A 15,117-nucleotide genomic window follows, 5' to 3' on the forward strand; every position below is an offset into this window, starting at 1 on the left:
ACCCGGCCTTGTCGGTCAGGAGCTCTTCGCCACCGGCTCCAACACAGCCACACACTCCACATGATGAGTCATCGGAAACAGATCGAACGCCCGCAAAGTCCGCACCCGATACCCCCCGTCCCGGAAGTACCCCAGGTCCCGAGCCAGCGCCGCCGGATCGCACGCCACGTACGCGATCTTCCGCGCCCCCAGTGACGACAAGTGCTCCACCGTCTTCTTGCCGGCCCCGGAGCGCGGCGGGTCGAGGACGATCAGGTCGACCTCGCTGATCCCCGTCTTCGGGAGCACGCTCTCGACCTTGCCCTGTTCGATCCGTACCCGTTCGAACCCGGCGAGGTTGTGCCGCGCGTCCTCGACGGCCCGCTTGCCGGACTCGATGCCGAGGACCGCGCCCTTGTCGCCGAGGCGGTCGGCCAACGCACCGGCGAAAAGGCCTACGCCGCAGTACAGGTCGAGCGCCATGTCGCCCTTGCGCGGCAGCAGGCCCTGCATGACGGCCTTGACGAGGGTGTCCGCGGCCATCGGGTGGACCTGCCAGAAGCCGCCGCTGCCGACGCGGTACGTACGGCCGTCGGCCCGCTCGCGGACGAACGCGCGGCCGTGGACGCGGTGGATGCCTCCGTCGTGCTCCTCGACGCGCATGACGGAGACGGGGCGTTCGAGTTCGACCAGGGGGAGGCGGGCTCCAGGGCGGGGCTCCAGGATCACCATGCGGTCCTGGGAGCCCGTCGCCGCGATCGCGTCGACCGATGCCATGCCGGACCAGTCGCGCTCCTCGATGCCCAGTTCGCTGATGCCCGGCGCCGCGATCATGCAGTGCTCGACGGGCTCGACCTCGTGCGAACGGTGCTTGCGCAGACCGGCGTTGCCGTCGACGTCCACCGCGTACTGCACGCGCGTGCGCCACTGCGGGACCTGCCCCGCGGGCAGCTTGTCGCCCTCGGCCGGCATCACCGTGCCGTCCCAGCCGGCCTCCTCGGGCGTGAGCCCCGCGAGCCGCTGCAACTGCTCGGCGATGACCTCGCCCTTGAGGCGGCGCTGGGCGCCGGGCTTGGCGTGCTGCCAGTCGCAGCCGCCGCAGCGGCCAGGGCCCGCGTAGGGACAGGGCGCCTCGACGCGGTCCTTGGACTCCTCCAGGATCGTCACGGCGTCGGCGCGCAGGAACCGCGCGCCCTCCTCGCCGTCGGTGACCCGGGCGACCACTCGCTCACCGGGCAGCGTGTGCCGGACGAACAGCACCTGGCCCTCGTCCGTACGGGCGATGCAGTGCCCGCCATGGGCGACGGGGCCCACCTCGACCTCGTACTCCTCCCCCACCAGCGATTTCTTCGGTTCTGCCTGCATGGCGGGGTGACTCCACAACGTCAAAGGGGGAACGGCCGGACAACAGCCCACCAGTCTACGTGGGCCCTGCCCGACCGCTCACCACAAAGCCGTCCCGGCTAGAGCTTCGACTTCGTCGACTCGCTGTGCCGCTCCTCCGCGGGACCTCGCCGCACCGCACCCGGCGCGCTCCACTCCTGCCGCTTGCGCGCGCGGTTCTTCGCCGCCTCCGAGGACTCCAGCTGGTACGGCACCGACGTCACCATCACGCCCGGCGTGAACAGCAGCCGGCCCTTCAGGCGGAGCGCGCTCTGGTTGTGCAGCAGGTGCTCGTACCAATGGCCGACGACGTACTCGGGGATGATCACGGAGACGGCGTCCCGCGGCGACTCCTTCCGCAGGCCCTTCACGTACTCGATGATCGGGCGGGTGATCTCGCGGTACGGAGAGTCGAGGACCTTCAGCGGTACGTCGATCCCGCGCCGCTCCCACTCCTCGCGCAGCGCCTTGGTCTCGGCCGGGTCCACGTTGACGCTGAGCGCCTCCAGGGTGTCCGAGCGCATCAACTTGGCGTAGGCCAGGGCCCGTAGCGCCGGGCGGTGGATCTTGGAGATCAGGACGACCGAGTGGACACGGGACGGGCGGAGGCTGTCGTCGCTGGGGCCCTCGGGGGCCGCGATCTCCTCGGCGACCCGGTCGTAGTGCTTACGGATCGCGGTCATCGTGGCGTAGAAGATGCACATGCCGAGCAGCGCCACCCAGGCGCCGTGCGTGAACTTCGTGACCAGGACGACGACCAGGACGAGACCCGTGAAGAACGCGCCGAACGTGTTGATCGCGCGCGAGCGGACCATGTGGCGGCGCTTGGCGGGGTCCTTCTCGGTGGCGAGGTGGCGGTTCCAGTGCCGGACCATGCCGGTCTGGCTGAGGGTGAAGGAGACGAACACGCCCACGATGTACAGCTGGATCAGGCGGGTCGAGTCGGCGCCGTAGATCGCGATCAGCAGGGTGGCGGTGCCGGCGAGCAGCACGATGCCGTTGGAGAAGGCCAGGCGGTCGCCGCGGGTGTGCAGCTGGCGTGGGAGGTAGCGGTCCTGGGCGAGGATCGAGCCGAGGAGGGGGAAGCCGTTGTACGCCGTGTTGGCGGCCAGGAACAGGACCAGCGCGGTGGCCGCGGCTAGGACCACGAACAGGAAGCTGCCCTTGCCGAACACCGCCTCGGCGACCTGGGAGATCACCGGGTTCTGGACATAGCCCGAGCCGATCGCGACGCCGTTGTGGAGGAGGTCGGTGGCGGGGTTCTCGGCCATGCGGACCTTGGTCGTCATGGCGAGGGCGATGATCCCGCAGAACATCGTCACGGCCAGGATGCCCATCGCGGCGAGGGTGGTCGCCGCGTTCTTCGACTTGGGCTTGCGGAAGGCCGGGACGCCGTTGGAGATCGCCTCGACGCCGGTGAGGGCCGCGCAGCCGGAGGAGAAGGCGCGCAGCATCAGGAAGACGAGCGCGAAACCCGCGAGGCCCTGGTGCTCGGCCTTGATGTGGTAACTCGCGGTCGGCGCGCGCATGGTGTCGCCGAGGACCAGTCCGCGGAAGGCGCCCCACGCGATCATGACGAAGACGCCCGCGACGAAGACGTAGGTCGGGATCGCGAACAGCGAGCCGGACTCCTTGACCCCGCGCAGGTTCATCAGGGTCAACAGCACCACTACGGCGACCGCGCAGATCACCTTGTGCTCGACCACGAACGGGATCGCCGAGCCGAGGTTCTCGATGCCGGAGGCGATCGAGACGGCGACGGTGAGGACGTAGTCGACCAGCAGGGCGCTGGCGACGGTGAGGCCGGCCTTGGGGCCGAGGTTGGTGGTGGCCACCTCGTAGTCGCCGCCGCCGCTGGGGTAGGCGTGGACGTTCTGCCGGTAGGAGGCGACCACGGTGAACATCAGCACCACGACCGCGAGCGCGATCCAGGGGCTGAAGTGGTAGGCCGACACGCCCGCGATGGAGAGGACCAGCAGCACCTCGCCGGGCGCGTACGCGACGGAGGACAGCGGGTCGGAAGCGAAGACGGGGAGTGCGATGCGCTTCGGCAGGAGCGTTTCGCCCAACCGGTCGCTGCGCAGTGCGCGCCCGATGAGGATGCGCTTGGGCACGTCGGTCAGTTTGGACACAACAGAGGATCGTAGGCCTTCGAACAGGCGATCCTCTACTCGCCACCTGCCTGAGCCATGTCATCTGCCTCTCATCTGCCTCACGGGTGAAATCGGTGACGAGTGGAGTTGCGGATTCCGTCGGGAGTGGCGACTCCGTGTCTATATGACAAAACCCCGCTCCCGCCCGCCCCCTGGAGGTTCCATGCCCTCGACCGCAGAGCTGATCGGCGCCGTCGCCGCCCTGGTCGGCCTCGGAATCCTCACCCTGGCCAGTGTGCGCAGCATCGGGCGCCGCTGACGCACAGGGGTGCCCCGGAAGGGCCGGACGTGTGTACTTTGGCCTCGGTCTGAGACCCTGATGGGGCTGAGCATTGATTTCAGGACACCGGAAGGACGGTCGTGCACATCGTCATCATGGGCTGCGGCAGAGTGGGTTCCGCTCTCGCCCAGACCCTGGAGCAACAGGGGCACACGGTCGCCGTGATCGACCAGGACCCCACCGCCTTCCGTCGGCTGGGCCCGGGATTCGGCGGTCGCCGGGTCACCGGGGTCGGCTTCGACCAGGACACGCTGCGCGAAGCGGGCATCGAGGAGGCGGGCGCGTTCGCGGCCGTCTCCAGCGGTGACAACTCGAACATCATCTCCGCGCGGGTGGCCCGCGAGATGTTCGGCGTCGAGAACGTCGCGGCCCGTATCTACGACCCCCGCCGTGCCGAGGTCTACCAGCGCCTGGGCATCCCCACCGTCGCCACGGTCCGCTGGACCGCCGACCAGATGCTGCGCCGGCTGCTGCCCTCGGGCGCGGAGCCGCTGTGGCGGGACCCCACCGGCGGCGTCCAGCTCGCCGAGGTGCACGCCTCGGCCGCCTGGGTCGGGCACAAGATCAGCAGGTTGCAGGAGGAGACGGGCGTCCGCGTGGCGTTCCTCACCCGTCTCGGCGAGGCGATGCTGCCCTCTTCGCAGACCGTGTTGCAGGAGGGCGACCTCGTGCACGTGATGATGCGCACGGACGAGGTCGACAAGGTCGAGGCGGCGTTCGCCAAGGGTCCCGAAGAGGAGGGCGGTCACTGATGAGGGTCGCCATTGCCGGAGCCGGAGCGGTCGGACGTTCGATCGCCGGTGAGCTGCTGGAGAACGGTCACGAGATCCTTCTCATCGACAAGGCCCCGACCGCGATCTCGGTCGAGCGGGTCCCGCAGGCGGAGTGGCTGCTGGCCGACGCCTGCGAGATCACGTCCCTGGACGAGGCGGCGCTCCAGCGCTGCAACGTGGTGATCGCCGCGACCGGCGACGACAAGGTCAACCTCGTCGTCTCCCTTCTCGCCAAGACGGAGTACGGCGTCCCGCGCGTCGTCGCCCGTGTCAACAACCCCAAGAACGAGTGGCTCTTCAACGAGTCCTGGGGTGTGGATGTGGCCGTTTCGACGCCCCGTCTGATGTCCGCCCTGGTCGAGGAGGCGGTGAGCGTCGGCGACCTGGTCCGCCTCCTCCGCTTCAGCCACGGCGACGCGAACCTCGTCGAACTGACCCTCCCCGAGGAGTCCGCCCTCGCGGGCACCCAGGTCGGCGACGTGGAATGGCCCGAGGACACCTCCCTGGTCACGATCATCCGAGGTACCCGCGTCCTGACCCCGACCCGCGAGGACTCCCTGGAGGCGGGCGACGAACTGCTGTTCGTGGCGGCCCAGGCGCGCGAGGAGCAGTTGGAGGACTTGTTGTCGGTACGCCGGGACGACGCGGCGAGCTAGTCCGGCAGTCGTCTACGACGAGGAGGGGCGCCCTGAGATCTCAGGGCGCCCCTCCTCGTCGTGGATCGGCGTAGATCGTCGTAGCCAAAGAAGCGCACGCTACGCGTCGCGACGGTGCCGTCCCGACGTGACGTCCTGGTCCTCGCCCGAGGCCTCGGCCGCCGCCTTGCGTTCCTTCTCGGCCTGTTCCTCCGCCTCCATCTCCGCGAACACGTCGATGGGGGCGGGTGCCTTCGCGAGGAAGACCCACGTCAGCCAGACGGCCAGCAGGAAGGGCGGGATCTTCAACGCGACCAGGACCCAGCCGAGTTGAGCCGTGTTGGCCCACCAGTAGAGGGGGAACAGGATCGCGCACTTGGCGAGCAGGATCAGGCCCCAGGCCCAACTGGCCTTGGCGTAGGCCGTCTTGCGGCCGGGGTTGCGGGTGCGCCAGGAGAGGTTCTCCTTGAAGACCGGGCCGAGGATCAGGCCGATCAGGGGGACGCCCGCGAGGGTCGTGATGATGTAGGCCAGCGCCAGGCCCAGCGTGTAGAGCATGCCGGGGAGGTAGAAGTTCTTCGCGTTGCCGGTCATCATCGCGAAGACGACACCGAAGGCGACGCCGAAGACACCGCTGAAGGCGTGCTTGACGGTGTCGCGCGTCACCAGGCGGACCACGACCAGCACCAGGGACACGGCGAGGGCGGCGATCGCCGACCAGTGCAGGTCCTTGTTGATCGTGAAGATGGTGACGAAGAGGAGGCCGGGCAGGACCGTTTCGATCATGCCGCGGAGCCCGCCGAACGCCTCGAAGAGGGCCGCCTCGGTCACCGCCCGGACGTCCTGCTCGGTGTCTTCGGCGTCCACGGTCTCTGTGGTCGGCTTGTCGAGCGACGTCACCGGCTACTCCCGTCCGAGGGGTCTCAGTTCGTATTTCGGGTTGAAGAGCACCCGGCGGCCTCTGCTCATGGAGATCCGGCCGGACGCGATCAGCTTGCGTCCCGGTTCTATGCCCACGATGGAACGCCTGCCGAGCCACACCACGTCCAGGGCGGCGGAGCCGTCGAACAACTCGGCCTCCAGGGCCGGGACTCCGGCCCGCGGGCGCAGCGTGACCGTGCGCAAGGTACCAGTAACCGTCACGATCTGTCGGTCGTGGCAGTCGCCGATCCGGACACAGCCCTCGGTCTCGGTGTCCTCACGCAGCTCCTCGGACTCCAGGTCCTCCTGCGAGGAGGACAGCCGGTCGAGCATGCGCCGGAACCGGCCGGCCGGCTTTTCGGAACGGGAGACAGCGCTCATATCTGAAGCGTACCGGGGTCCACCGACAGCGACGTACCCACGTCGTCAGCGCTCGAACCGGTAGCCCATCCCGGGCTCCGTGATGAAGTGCTTCGGGTGCGCGGGGTCCGTCTCCAGCTTGCGCCGAAGCTGTGCCATGTAGACGCGGAGGTAGTTCGTCTCGGTCCCGTAGGACGGCCCCCACACCTCCTGCAACAGCTGTTTCTGGCTGACCAGCCGCCCGGTGTTGCGCACCAGCACCTCCAGCAGATGCCACTCCGTGGGGGTCAGCCGTACGTCCCGGCCGTCGCGCTGGACCTTCTTGGCGGCCAGGTCGACGGTGAACTCCTCGGTCTCGACCAGGACGTCGTCCTCGCCGCCCCCGGTGGGCTCGGCCCGGCGCACGGCGGCCCGCAGCCGGGCCAGCAGTTCGTCCATGCCGAAGGGCTTGGTGACGTAGTCGTCGGCGCCCGCGTCCAGTGCCTCGACCTTCTCGTCGGAGGAGTGCCGGGCGGACAGCACCAGGATCGGCACCCGGGTCCAGCCCCGCAGCCCCTTGATCACCTCGACGCCGTCCATGTCGGGCAGCCCCAGGTCGAGGACGACCACGTCGGGGTGGCGGGAGGCGGCGAGATCGAGCGCGGTCTTCCCGTCGGCCGCCGCGTCGACCTCGTACTTCCGCGCCTTGAGGTTGATCACGAGGGCCCGCACGATCTGCGGCTCATCCTCGACCACGAGGACCCTGGTCATGAGACCTGCCTTTCCGGTTGTACGTCTTTCACGTCATGCCCGTCTTCTACGGCACTGTCCTCCGGCGCGAGCTCCAATGGTTTCGCCGCGCGGAGCGTGAGGACCATGGTGAGGCCGCCGCCGGGTGTGTCCTCGGCGTTCAGGGTGCCGTTCATGGCCTCGGTGAAGCCACGCGCCACGGCGAGGCCGAGCCCGACTCCGGCACCGCGCGGGGCGTCGCCGTAGCGCTGGAAGGGCTCGAAGATGCGGTCCTTGGCCTCGTCCGGGACTCCGGGGCCGCGGTCGACCACCCGGACCTCCACGCGGTCCGCGATGGCGCTGGCGGACACCAGGACGGGTCGGTCGGACGGGCTGTACTTGACCGCGTTCTCGACCAGGTTGGCCACCGCCCGCTCCAGCAGCCCGGGGTCGACGGCGACCATGGGCAGCGTCTCCGGGATGTCGAGTTCCGCGCTGCCCTCGGGGACCCCGACCAGCGCCATGGGCACCACCTCGTCGAGGTCGATCTCCCGGACGATCGGGGTCACCGTGCCGGTCTGGAGGCGGGACATGTCGAGGAGGTTGCCCACGAGGTGGTCGAGCCGGTCGGCGCCCGCCTCGATGCCCTCCAGCAGTTCGGCCCGGTCCTCCTCGGACCAGGCCACGTCGTCGGTGCGCAGACTCGAAACGGCCGCCTTGATGCCGGCGAGGGGCGTCCGCAGATCGTGGCTCACGGCCGCCAGGAGGGCCGTACGGATGCGGTTGCCCTCGGCGAGGGCCCGGGCCTGGTCGGCCTCCTCGCGGAGGCGTCTGCGGTCCAGTACGACGGCGGCCTGGGCGGCGAAGGCGGCCAGCACCCGGCGGTCGGAGGCGGGCAGTACGCGGCCGGTCAGCGCGAGGGCCATGTGGTCGCCGACCGGCATGTCCACATCGCCGTCCTCGGGCCGCTCAAGCGGCACCCCGACGCCGACCCGGCCCGCGCAGGTCCAGGGGTCGACGTCGCTCTTGCGCTCCAGCAGTGCCACCGACTCCATGCCGAAGGTCTCCCGGACCCGCTCCAGGAGCGCTTCGAGGCTGGTCTCGCCGCGCAGCACGCTGCCCGCGAGGAAGGACAGGATCTCGGACTCGGCGCGCAGCCTGGCGGCCTGCTCGGTGCGCCGCGCGGCGAGGTCGACGACGGAGGCCACGGACACGGCGACGCCGACGAAGATCGCGATGGCGACGATGTTCTTGGGGTCCGCGATGGTCAGCCGGTGCAGCGGGGGCGTGTAGTAGTAGTTCAGCAGGAACGACCCGAGGGCCGCCGAGACCAGTGCCGGCAGCAGTCCGCCGAGCAGCGCCGCCGCGACGGTCAGGGACAGGAACAGCAGCATGTCGTTGGCGAGCCCGAGGTGGATCGCGTTCAGCAGGAGCGCGAGGCCCACCGGTCCGACGACACCGACGAGCCAGCCCGAGACGATCCGGGCCCGGCCGAGTCGCGCGCCCCGGGCCACCGGCAGTCCGCGCCCCTTGGCGACCTCTTCGTGGGTGACGATGTGGACGTCCAGGTCGGGACCGGACTCGCGGGCGACCGTGGTGCCGACGCCGGGCCCGAAGACGTACTGCCAGGTCTTGCGGCGCGAGGAGCCGAGGACGATCTGGGTGGCGTTCACCCCGCGCGCGAAGTCGAGCAGCGCGGCCGGGATGTCGTCGCCCACTACGTGGTGGAAGGTGCCGCCGAGATCCTCGATCAGGGTGCGCTGTTGGGCCAGTTCCTTCGGGGAGGCCGATGTCAGGCCGTCGCTGCGGGAGATGTAGACGGCGAGCACCTCCCCGCCGGCCCCCTTCTCGGCGAGCCGCGCGGCCCGCCGGATCAGCGTCCGCCCTTCGGGACCGCCGGTCAGCCCTACGACGATCCGCTCGCGCGAGCCCCAGATCGCCGAGACCTGGTGTTCGCTGCGGTACTCCTGGAGGTATTCGTCCACCCGGTCGGCCACCCACAGGAGGGCCAACTCGCGCAGGGCGGTGAGGTTTCCGGGGCGGAAGTAGTTCGAGAGGGCCGCGTCGACCTTGTCCGGTTTGTAGATGTTGCCGTGGGCCATCCGTCGCCGCAGCGCCTGTGGCGACATGTCGACCAGCTCGATCTGGTCGGCCCGGCGGACGACCTCGTCCGGCACGGTCTCCTGCTGGCGCACTCCGGTGATCGACTCGACGACGTCGCCGAGGGACTCCAGGTGCTGGATGTTGACGGTCGACACCACGTCGATGCCGGCGGCGAGGAGTTCCTCGATGTCCTGCCAGCGCTTGGTGTTGCGGGAGCCCGGGATGTTGGTGTGGGCGAGTTCGTCCACCAGGGCGACGGCGGGGGCCCGGCGCAGTACGGCGTCGACGTCCATCTCGGTGAAGACGGTGCCCCGGTAGGCCAGCTCCGCGCGCGGGACCTGCTCCAGGCCGTGCAGCATCACCTCGGTGCGGGCCCGGCCGTGGTGCTCCACGAAGGCGACCACGCAGTCGGTGCCCCGCTCCACCCTGCGGTGGGCCTCGGACAGCATGGCGTACGTCTTGCCGACGCCCGGTGCCGCACCGAGGTAGATCCGAAGCTTGCCGCGTCCCATGGCCCCATTGTCTTCCCGTCACACCCGTGTACGCAGCGTCGACTTTACGGCCAATAAGTCCGACAAAAGGAGTGGCGAGCCTGGTCCGGGACGTCTTTGACACATCCCTGATGCCCGTACGGCACCCGTATGGCACCCGTACGGACATCAGGGCGTGGCGGTGCTCAGTTGGGGTTGTCGCCGTGGGTGAGGGTCTCCCAGGCCACGAAGAGGTTGTTGGTACCGGCCGGGCGGTTGTTGAGCGTGAGCGTCTGGGTGTTGGTCATGGCGATGCCCAGGCGGTTGTGCAGGGCGTTGTAGCCGACCTCGGTGACGGGCCCGAGCCCGAGGGTCAGCGACCCGCCGCACAGCCAGCTCGGCACGGCCGTCCCCAGCTGGTACTTGGCCTGGAACCCGAGCGCCTGCCGCAGCCGCTCGCCCACGTCGGTGCCGTAGAGGTCGGTGCCCTGGATCCGGCTGGTCTCGGCGACGTGCGAGATCGAGGAGAGGCCGTACCCGGTGTGCGTGAAGTCGCGGCAGGTCTCCTGGGTGAGCCCGGTGACGAAGGTCGACTGGCCCTGCCAGTAACTGACGATCTTCGCCGTGGTGTCGAGGTTCTGGCTCGGCACGGTCTTCGGCACGCTGCCGTCCGAGGCCAGGTAGATGTACGCGGCCGTCCGCGTCCGGAAGAGCGCCATGGCCTTGTCGTACGACGTCCTGTCCTCAAGGAAGACGGCGATGCCGATCGCGGCGTCCATCATCGTCAACTCCCAGTTCCCGTTGGAATTGGAGCCGTTGATGATCTCGGGGAGGTAGACGTTGCGGAGCATGGTCGAGAAGCGGGCCGAGTTGGTCCATGTCCCGGTGTACGTGTACTTGATGATCTCGGCGGCCTTGGGCCAGGAGGCTCCGGCCCAGCCGGTCTGGAGGGGCGCGTTGCTGTTGGTGTGGCTGGTGATCGTGGCCGACCAGGCGTCCATGATCTCGATGGACTTCTGGGCGTAGCGCGCGTCCTTGGTGATGTACCAGGCGAGCGCGTCGGTGTAGGCCGCTATCGCGTCCTCGCGTTCGTCGGTGCAGCCGTAGTTGGGGTTGGAGTACGAGCCGCACTCGACGACGGCTCTGGGCTTCGGGGTCCGGCTGAGGCTGGCGTAGGAGCTGGCCATCATCTGGTCGTAGGCGCCCTTCCAGGGCTGGGCGTCGGCGAGGGCCTCGGTGCGGGCGAAGTCCAGTTGGCTCCTGGAGACGTCGACTCCGGGATGGACGAAGGTGGTGGGGGCGGCCTGGGCGGTGACGGTGGCGCCGGGCTGGGCGAAGAAGCCCAGGACCAGCGCGGTGACGACGGAGAGCAGGGCAGCGCGGCGCACGGTGACTCCGTTCTTGTATGTGAACAAAGAGCACCCTGATGAACCTGGGCGTTGAGCCGAGACCATAGGTACAGACCAATACGCCGTCAAGAGTGCGCGCACGACGAAGGGCCGCACCCCCGGGAGGGGTACGACCCTTTCGTGTCTGTCTGTTCCTGCTGACCTGCTAGCGGACCTCGGTGATCTCCGGTCCGCGCTGCAACTGGCCCATGCCGCCGGAGAAGCGGGAACCCGCCTCCTCCTGCTGGACGCCCTCGGGAACCATCTGGGCGTCGTTCGGCAGCTTCAGGACGATCGGGTCGCGGGGCGCCATCGGGCCCTCGCCGCGCACGACGACGGTGTCCCGGAAGATCTGCTCCAGCAGACCGGCCGCCTGCGGCTGCACCGCGCCCTGCCCGGAGATCACCCCGCGCAGGAACCAGCGCGAACCGTCCACACCGACGAACCGCACCACCTGGAAACCGCCCGTGCCGTCCGGCAACTGCACCGGAACCTGCGCGCGCAGCTCCCAGCCCAGCGGCCCCTCGACCTCGTCGACGATGCCGCCCTGCTGGGTGATGCCGCTGGCGATCTCCTCGCGGACCTCGCCCCAGATGCCCTCGCGCTTGGGGGCGGCGAAGGCCTGCAACTGGATGGCGCTGTCCTTGAGGACCACGGTGGCGGCGACGATCGCGTCACCCGCGACCTCCACCCGCAACTCCATGCCGTCGACTCCCGGCACGAACAGACCGCCCAGGTCCACCCGGCCCTCGGCGGGATCGCCGACCTCCGAGTCGTCCCAGGGTCCGTCGGGGCGGGGCTCCGGTTCGAGCCTCACGCGCTCCACCGCGTCCGCCTCAGTGTCGACGTCGTCGACGACCTGCTCGGCCTCGCTCGCCGCGTCCTCGGCGGCAGTGCCCTTCTTGCGACGTCCGAACACGTCACTGTCCTTCCCGGTCGGATACGACCGAAGCGTATCGATTCCCACCCGTGGTGGCGCCCACGGCGGCGTGACCGCCGGTGGACCCGAAGCCCCCCTCGGCCCGCGCCGAATCGGGAAGTTCCGCGACCTCCTGGAAGCGGACCCTCTCGACCTGCTGGACGACCAGCTGGGCGATCCGGTCGAAGCGCTCGAACCGTACCGACTCGTACGGGTCGAGATTCACCACGATCACCTTGATCTCCCCACGGTACCCGGCATCAACCGTCCCCGGGGCATTCACTAGGGCGACACCGCAGCGGGCGGCGAGCCCCGAACGAGGGTGCACGAAGGCCGCGTACCCCTCCGGGAGCGCGACAGACACCCCCGTGGGCAGTACGGCCCGTTCACCCGGCTTCAGTTCCCGGCTCTCGGTGGTCCGCAGATCGGCGCCCGCGTCACCGGGGTGCTCGTACGACGGAAGCGGTACGTCGGGGTCGACGCGCCGGATCAGTACGTCCAGGGGACTACGGCCACTGCTCACGGGTTCACCTCGAAGGCACGGGTACGCCGGACCTGGTCCGGGTCGTCCATGGCGGCCCGGATCTCCTGCGGGCGGCCGTTGTCGATGAAGTGGTCGACCTTCACCTCGATGAAAAGCGCGTCCGCGCGGACGGCGACCGGCCCGTCGGGGGCGCCGATGCGTCCGGTGGCGGTCGAGTAGATCTTCCGCCCGGCCACCGCCGTCACCTCGGCCTCCAGGTACAGCACGGTGTCCACGGGCACCGGCCGCACGAAGTCGGTCTCCAGGCGGCCGGTCACCGCGATCGTCCGCAGCAGCCAGTTCAGCGAGCCGAGGGTCTCGTCCAGCGCGCTGGCGAGCACTCCGCCGTGCGCGAGGCCCGGGGCGCCCTGGTGGGCGGCCCGCACGGTGAACTCGGCGGTGATGGTCACGCCCTCGCCGGCCCGCGCCGCCAGATGCAGCCCGTGCGGCTGGTCGCCGCCACACCCGAAACACTGTTCGTAGTGGGCACCCAGCAACTCACCGGGCGCGGGCGCGTCAGGGTGCCGCACCGGTTTCACGGCGTCGGACGGAGGCTTAAGAGCTGGAGAAGTACCACTCACAGCCGCAGACCTTACCCGCGCGTCGGTAGGTTCCGGACACCGTGCCAAGCTTGGCTTCATGCAGCTTTCCGCCTCCCCCTACGACGAGCGCCTCACCGCCCCCCGTTCGTGGTGGTTCATCTCGTTCCTGGTCGGCGTCTCCTTCGCCCTGATCCTGCTGCCCTTCGGCACCCTGCCGCTGCTCGGCGGCCTGGTCGGCGGCACCGCGTTCGCCGCGGTCATGGCCAGCTCCTACGGCTCGCTCCGCATCCGGATCGTGGGCGACTCGCTGATCGCCGGCGAGGCGAAGATCCCGGTGACGGCCCTGGGCGAGGCGGAGATCCTGGACCCGGAGGAGGCCCGCGCCTGGCGCACCTACAAGGCCGACACCCGTGCCTTCCTGCTGCTGCGCTCCTACATCCCCACGGCACTGCGCGTGGAGGTCACCGACCCGGCCGACCCGACACCGTACCTGTACCTGTCGACGCGTGAGCCGGAGCGGCTGGCGGAGGCTCTGAAGGCGGCACGGGCGGCAGCCGTCTAGGACCAGCCCCCTCCGGTCCTCTAGCGGCCGAGTTCCTTGGGGATCTCGCCCATTCTGAGCGGGTCCGGCGGGGTCTCCAGGGGCGGGAGTTCGGGCAGCGCGTCCCAGGGCACCTGGGCCTTGCGCAGGTCCTTGCGGATGCGTTCGGCGAGCTTCTTGGTGTCCCGGCGGTTCATGACCGCTCCGACGGCGGCGCCGACCATGAAGGGCATCAGGTTCGGCAGGTCGCGGACCATGCGTTTCATGATCTGCTGGCGCAGTTCGCGCTTCATGTGGCCGTTCAGCGCGGCGCTCATGGTCGACGGCTTGGTCACGTCGATACCGCGCTCCCCGGACCAGGAGTTCAGATACGCGGTGCTGCGCTGTCTCAGGTCGCCGGGCGGACGGACGCCGTAGACCTCGTACAGCTCGGCGATCAACTTCAGCTCGATCGCGGCGACACCGGTGATCTCGGCGGCCAGTTCGGTGGGCATGGCGGGTGGCACGGGCAGCATCGCCGCGGCACCGATTCCGGCGCCGACGGTCGACGTCGCGTTCGCCGCGCCCGCCACCAGCTTGTCGGCGAGCTGCTCGGGGCCGAGACCCGGGAACTGCCGCCGAAGCGCCTCAAGGTCCCGTACGGGGATCCTCGGGGCGATGTCGATGATTCGGTCGGCGAGGTACGCCAGACCGGCCCTGGCCCGGCTGCCGCCCTTACGGACGCCTTCCTTGGCCTTGTCCCGGATCACCGCCACCCGTCGTTTGGCGACGGGGGCGGCTGCGGGAACGTCGGCGGGCACCAGGAGGTCAGCCCGGTCGGCCGCCGGTTCGAGCGAGGCTGATCCCTGTTCGGATGAGCCCCGCTCGTCGTCACGCGCGCCATGAGGACCGTCTGTCGGCCCTTCGTCCGCTCCCGACGGGCGGGAGCGGCGCTTCCAGGGTGGGGTCGAGCCAGTCACGGCCGACCCCTCCTCAGTCGCAGTCGCGGCAGATCGGCTGGCCGTTCTTCTCGCGGGCCAGCTGGCTGCGGTGGTGCACCAGGAAGCAGCTCATGCAAGTGAACTCGTCCTGCTGCTTGGGCAGCACCCGGACGGCCAGCTCTTCGTTCGAGAGGTCCGCTCCGGGCAGTTCGAGGCCCTCGGCCGCCTCGAATTCGTCGACGTCCACTGCGGAAGTCGACTTGTCGTTCCTACGCGCCTTGAGCTCTTCAAGGCTGTCCGAGTCGACGTCGTCGTCGGTCTTGCGTGGGGTGTCGTAATCCGTTGCCATGTCGCGCTCTCCCCCTCTGGGTGTCTGCGGTGTCTCCAGCGCACGTAACGCGTGAGAGGCCGGACTTGTGCCCGACCTGAGGCGGAGATTTTGCCTCACATCAAGGTCTGTTACTCAATCGACACCCAACCGGACCCCTCAAGAGTGATCGGCTTGGATGGCGAAGGGGA

General features: G+C 69.4%; 15 protein-coding genes. 3 read left to right on the forward strand and 12 right to left on the reverse strand.

The window, feature by feature from the left end; all coding sequences use genetic code 11:
- Positions 1-15: 15 nt before the first annotated feature.
- Together ACWIHT_RS11455 and ACWIHT_RS11460 are read right to left on the reverse strand one after the other, a co-directional pair.
- On the reverse strand, positions 16-1,344 hold the full coding sequence (locus ACWIHT_RS11455) for a class I SAM-dependent RNA methyltransferase (protein WP_456166866.1): 1,329 nt from the start codon (positions 1,342-1,344) through the stop codon (positions 16-18).
- Between the two features lie 98 nt (positions 1,345-1,442).
- Positions 1,443-3,494 carry an APC family permease gene (locus ACWIHT_RS11460; RefSeq protein ID WP_456166868.1) on the reverse strand — a complete coding sequence of 684 codons (2,052 nt, stop codon included), beginning with the start codon at positions 3,492-3,494 and terminating at the stop codon, positions 1,443-1,445.
- 381 nt (positions 3,495-3,875) lie between these two features.
- Here ACWIHT_RS11460 and ACWIHT_RS11465 point away from each other — a divergent pair, with 381 nt between their 5' ends.
- Together ACWIHT_RS11465 and ACWIHT_RS11470 are read left to right on the forward strand one after the other, a co-directional pair.
- Positions 3,876-4,547 (forward strand): potassium channel family protein, encoded by a 672-nt coding sequence (locus ACWIHT_RS11465; protein ID WP_456166870.1) that lies wholly within the window; start codon positions 3,876-3,878, stop codon positions 4,545-4,547.
- Entirely contained in the window at positions 4,547-5,224 is a 678-nt protein-coding gene (locus ACWIHT_RS11470) for a potassium channel family protein (protein WP_456166872.1), read from the forward strand. The genes ACWIHT_RS11465 and ACWIHT_RS11470 overlap by 1 nt, the downstream gene beginning before the upstream one ends.
- A 99-nt stretch (positions 5,225-5,323) precedes the next feature.
- On the opposite strand, the gene ACWIHT_RS11475 is transcribed toward ACWIHT_RS11470, so the two are convergent.
- The 8 genes from ACWIHT_RS11475 to ACWIHT_RS11510 all read right to left on the reverse strand — a co-directional run bounded on the left by ACWIHT_RS11475 (position 5,324) and on the right by ACWIHT_RS11510 (position 13,176).
- Positions 5,324-6,103 carry a DUF3159 domain-containing protein gene (locus ACWIHT_RS11475; protein ID WP_456166874.1) on the reverse strand — a complete coding sequence of 260 codons (780 nt, stop codon included), beginning with the start codon at positions 6,101-6,103 and terminating at the stop codon, positions 5,324-5,326.
- Positions 6,104-6,106: 3 nt separating this feature from the next.
- Positions 6,107-6,505, reverse strand: coding sequence for an OB-fold nucleic acid binding domain-containing protein (locus ACWIHT_RS11480; RefSeq protein WP_359610063.1), 399 nt, complete (start codon positions 6,503-6,505; stop codon positions 6,107-6,109).
- 45 nt (positions 6,506-6,550) lie between these two features.
- A complete protein-coding gene (locus tag ACWIHT_RS11485) occupies positions 6,551-7,234 on the reverse strand; it encodes a response regulator (RefSeq protein WP_019072966.1) in 684 nt (227 codons plus the stop codon).
- Positions 7,231-9,807 (reverse strand): ATP-binding protein, encoded by a 2,577-nt coding sequence (locus ACWIHT_RS11490; RefSeq protein WP_456166876.1) that lies wholly within the window; start codon positions 9,805-9,807, stop codon positions 7,231-7,233. The genes ACWIHT_RS11485 and ACWIHT_RS11490 overlap by 4 nt, the downstream gene beginning before the upstream one ends.
- Before the next feature lie 164 nt (positions 9,808-9,971).
- Positions 9,972-11,153: an alginate lyase family protein gene (locus ACWIHT_RS11495; RefSeq protein WP_456166878.1), complete on the reverse strand. Its 1,182-nt coding sequence runs from the start codon at positions 11,151-11,153 to the stop codon at positions 9,972-9,974.
- A 166-nt stretch (positions 11,154-11,319) separates the two neighbouring features.
- Positions 11,320-12,072: a DUF3710 domain-containing protein gene (locus ACWIHT_RS11500; RefSeq protein ID WP_019072963.1), complete on the reverse strand. Its 753-nt coding sequence runs from the start codon at positions 12,070-12,072 to the stop codon at positions 11,320-11,322.
- 1 nt (position 12,073) lies between these two features.
- On the reverse strand, positions 12,074-12,595 hold the full coding sequence (gene dut / locus ACWIHT_RS11505; RefSeq protein WP_456166881.1) for a dUTP diphosphatase: 522 nt from the start codon (positions 12,593-12,595) through the stop codon (positions 12,074-12,076).
- Complete coding sequence (locus ACWIHT_RS11510) at positions 12,592-13,176, reverse strand: PaaI family thioesterase (RefSeq protein WP_200716258.1); 585 nt, start codon at positions 13,174-13,176, stop codon at positions 12,592-12,594. Before ACWIHT_RS11510 ends, dut begins: the two co-directional genes overlap by 4 nt.
- Before the next feature lie 58 nt (positions 13,177-13,234).
- Between ACWIHT_RS11510 and ACWIHT_RS11515 the strand changes: the two genes are divergently transcribed.
- Positions 13,235-13,699, forward strand: a complete 465-nt coding sequence (locus ACWIHT_RS11515) for a DUF3093 domain-containing protein (protein WP_456166883.1) — start codon at positions 13,235-13,237, stop codon at positions 13,697-13,699.
- 20 nt (positions 13,700-13,719) lie between these two features.
- Here ACWIHT_RS11515 and ACWIHT_RS11520 read toward each other — a convergent pair whose 3' ends face one another.
- Both ACWIHT_RS11520 and ACWIHT_RS11525 read right to left on the reverse strand, forming a co-directional pair.
- A complete protein-coding gene (locus ACWIHT_RS11520) occupies positions 13,720-14,637 on the reverse strand; it encodes a hypothetical protein (RefSeq protein ID WP_456166885.1) in 918 nt (305 codons plus the stop codon).
- A 13-nt stretch (positions 14,638-14,650) separates the two neighbouring features.
- Positions 14,651-14,947, reverse strand: a complete 297-nt coding sequence (locus tag ACWIHT_RS11525; RefSeq protein WP_005481602.1) for a DUF4193 domain-containing protein — start codon at positions 14,945-14,947, stop codon at positions 14,651-14,653.
- Positions 14,948-15,117: the final 170 nt, after the last annotated feature.

The sequence above is a fragment of the Streptomyces sp. NPDC002276 genome (assembly GCF_053891435.1).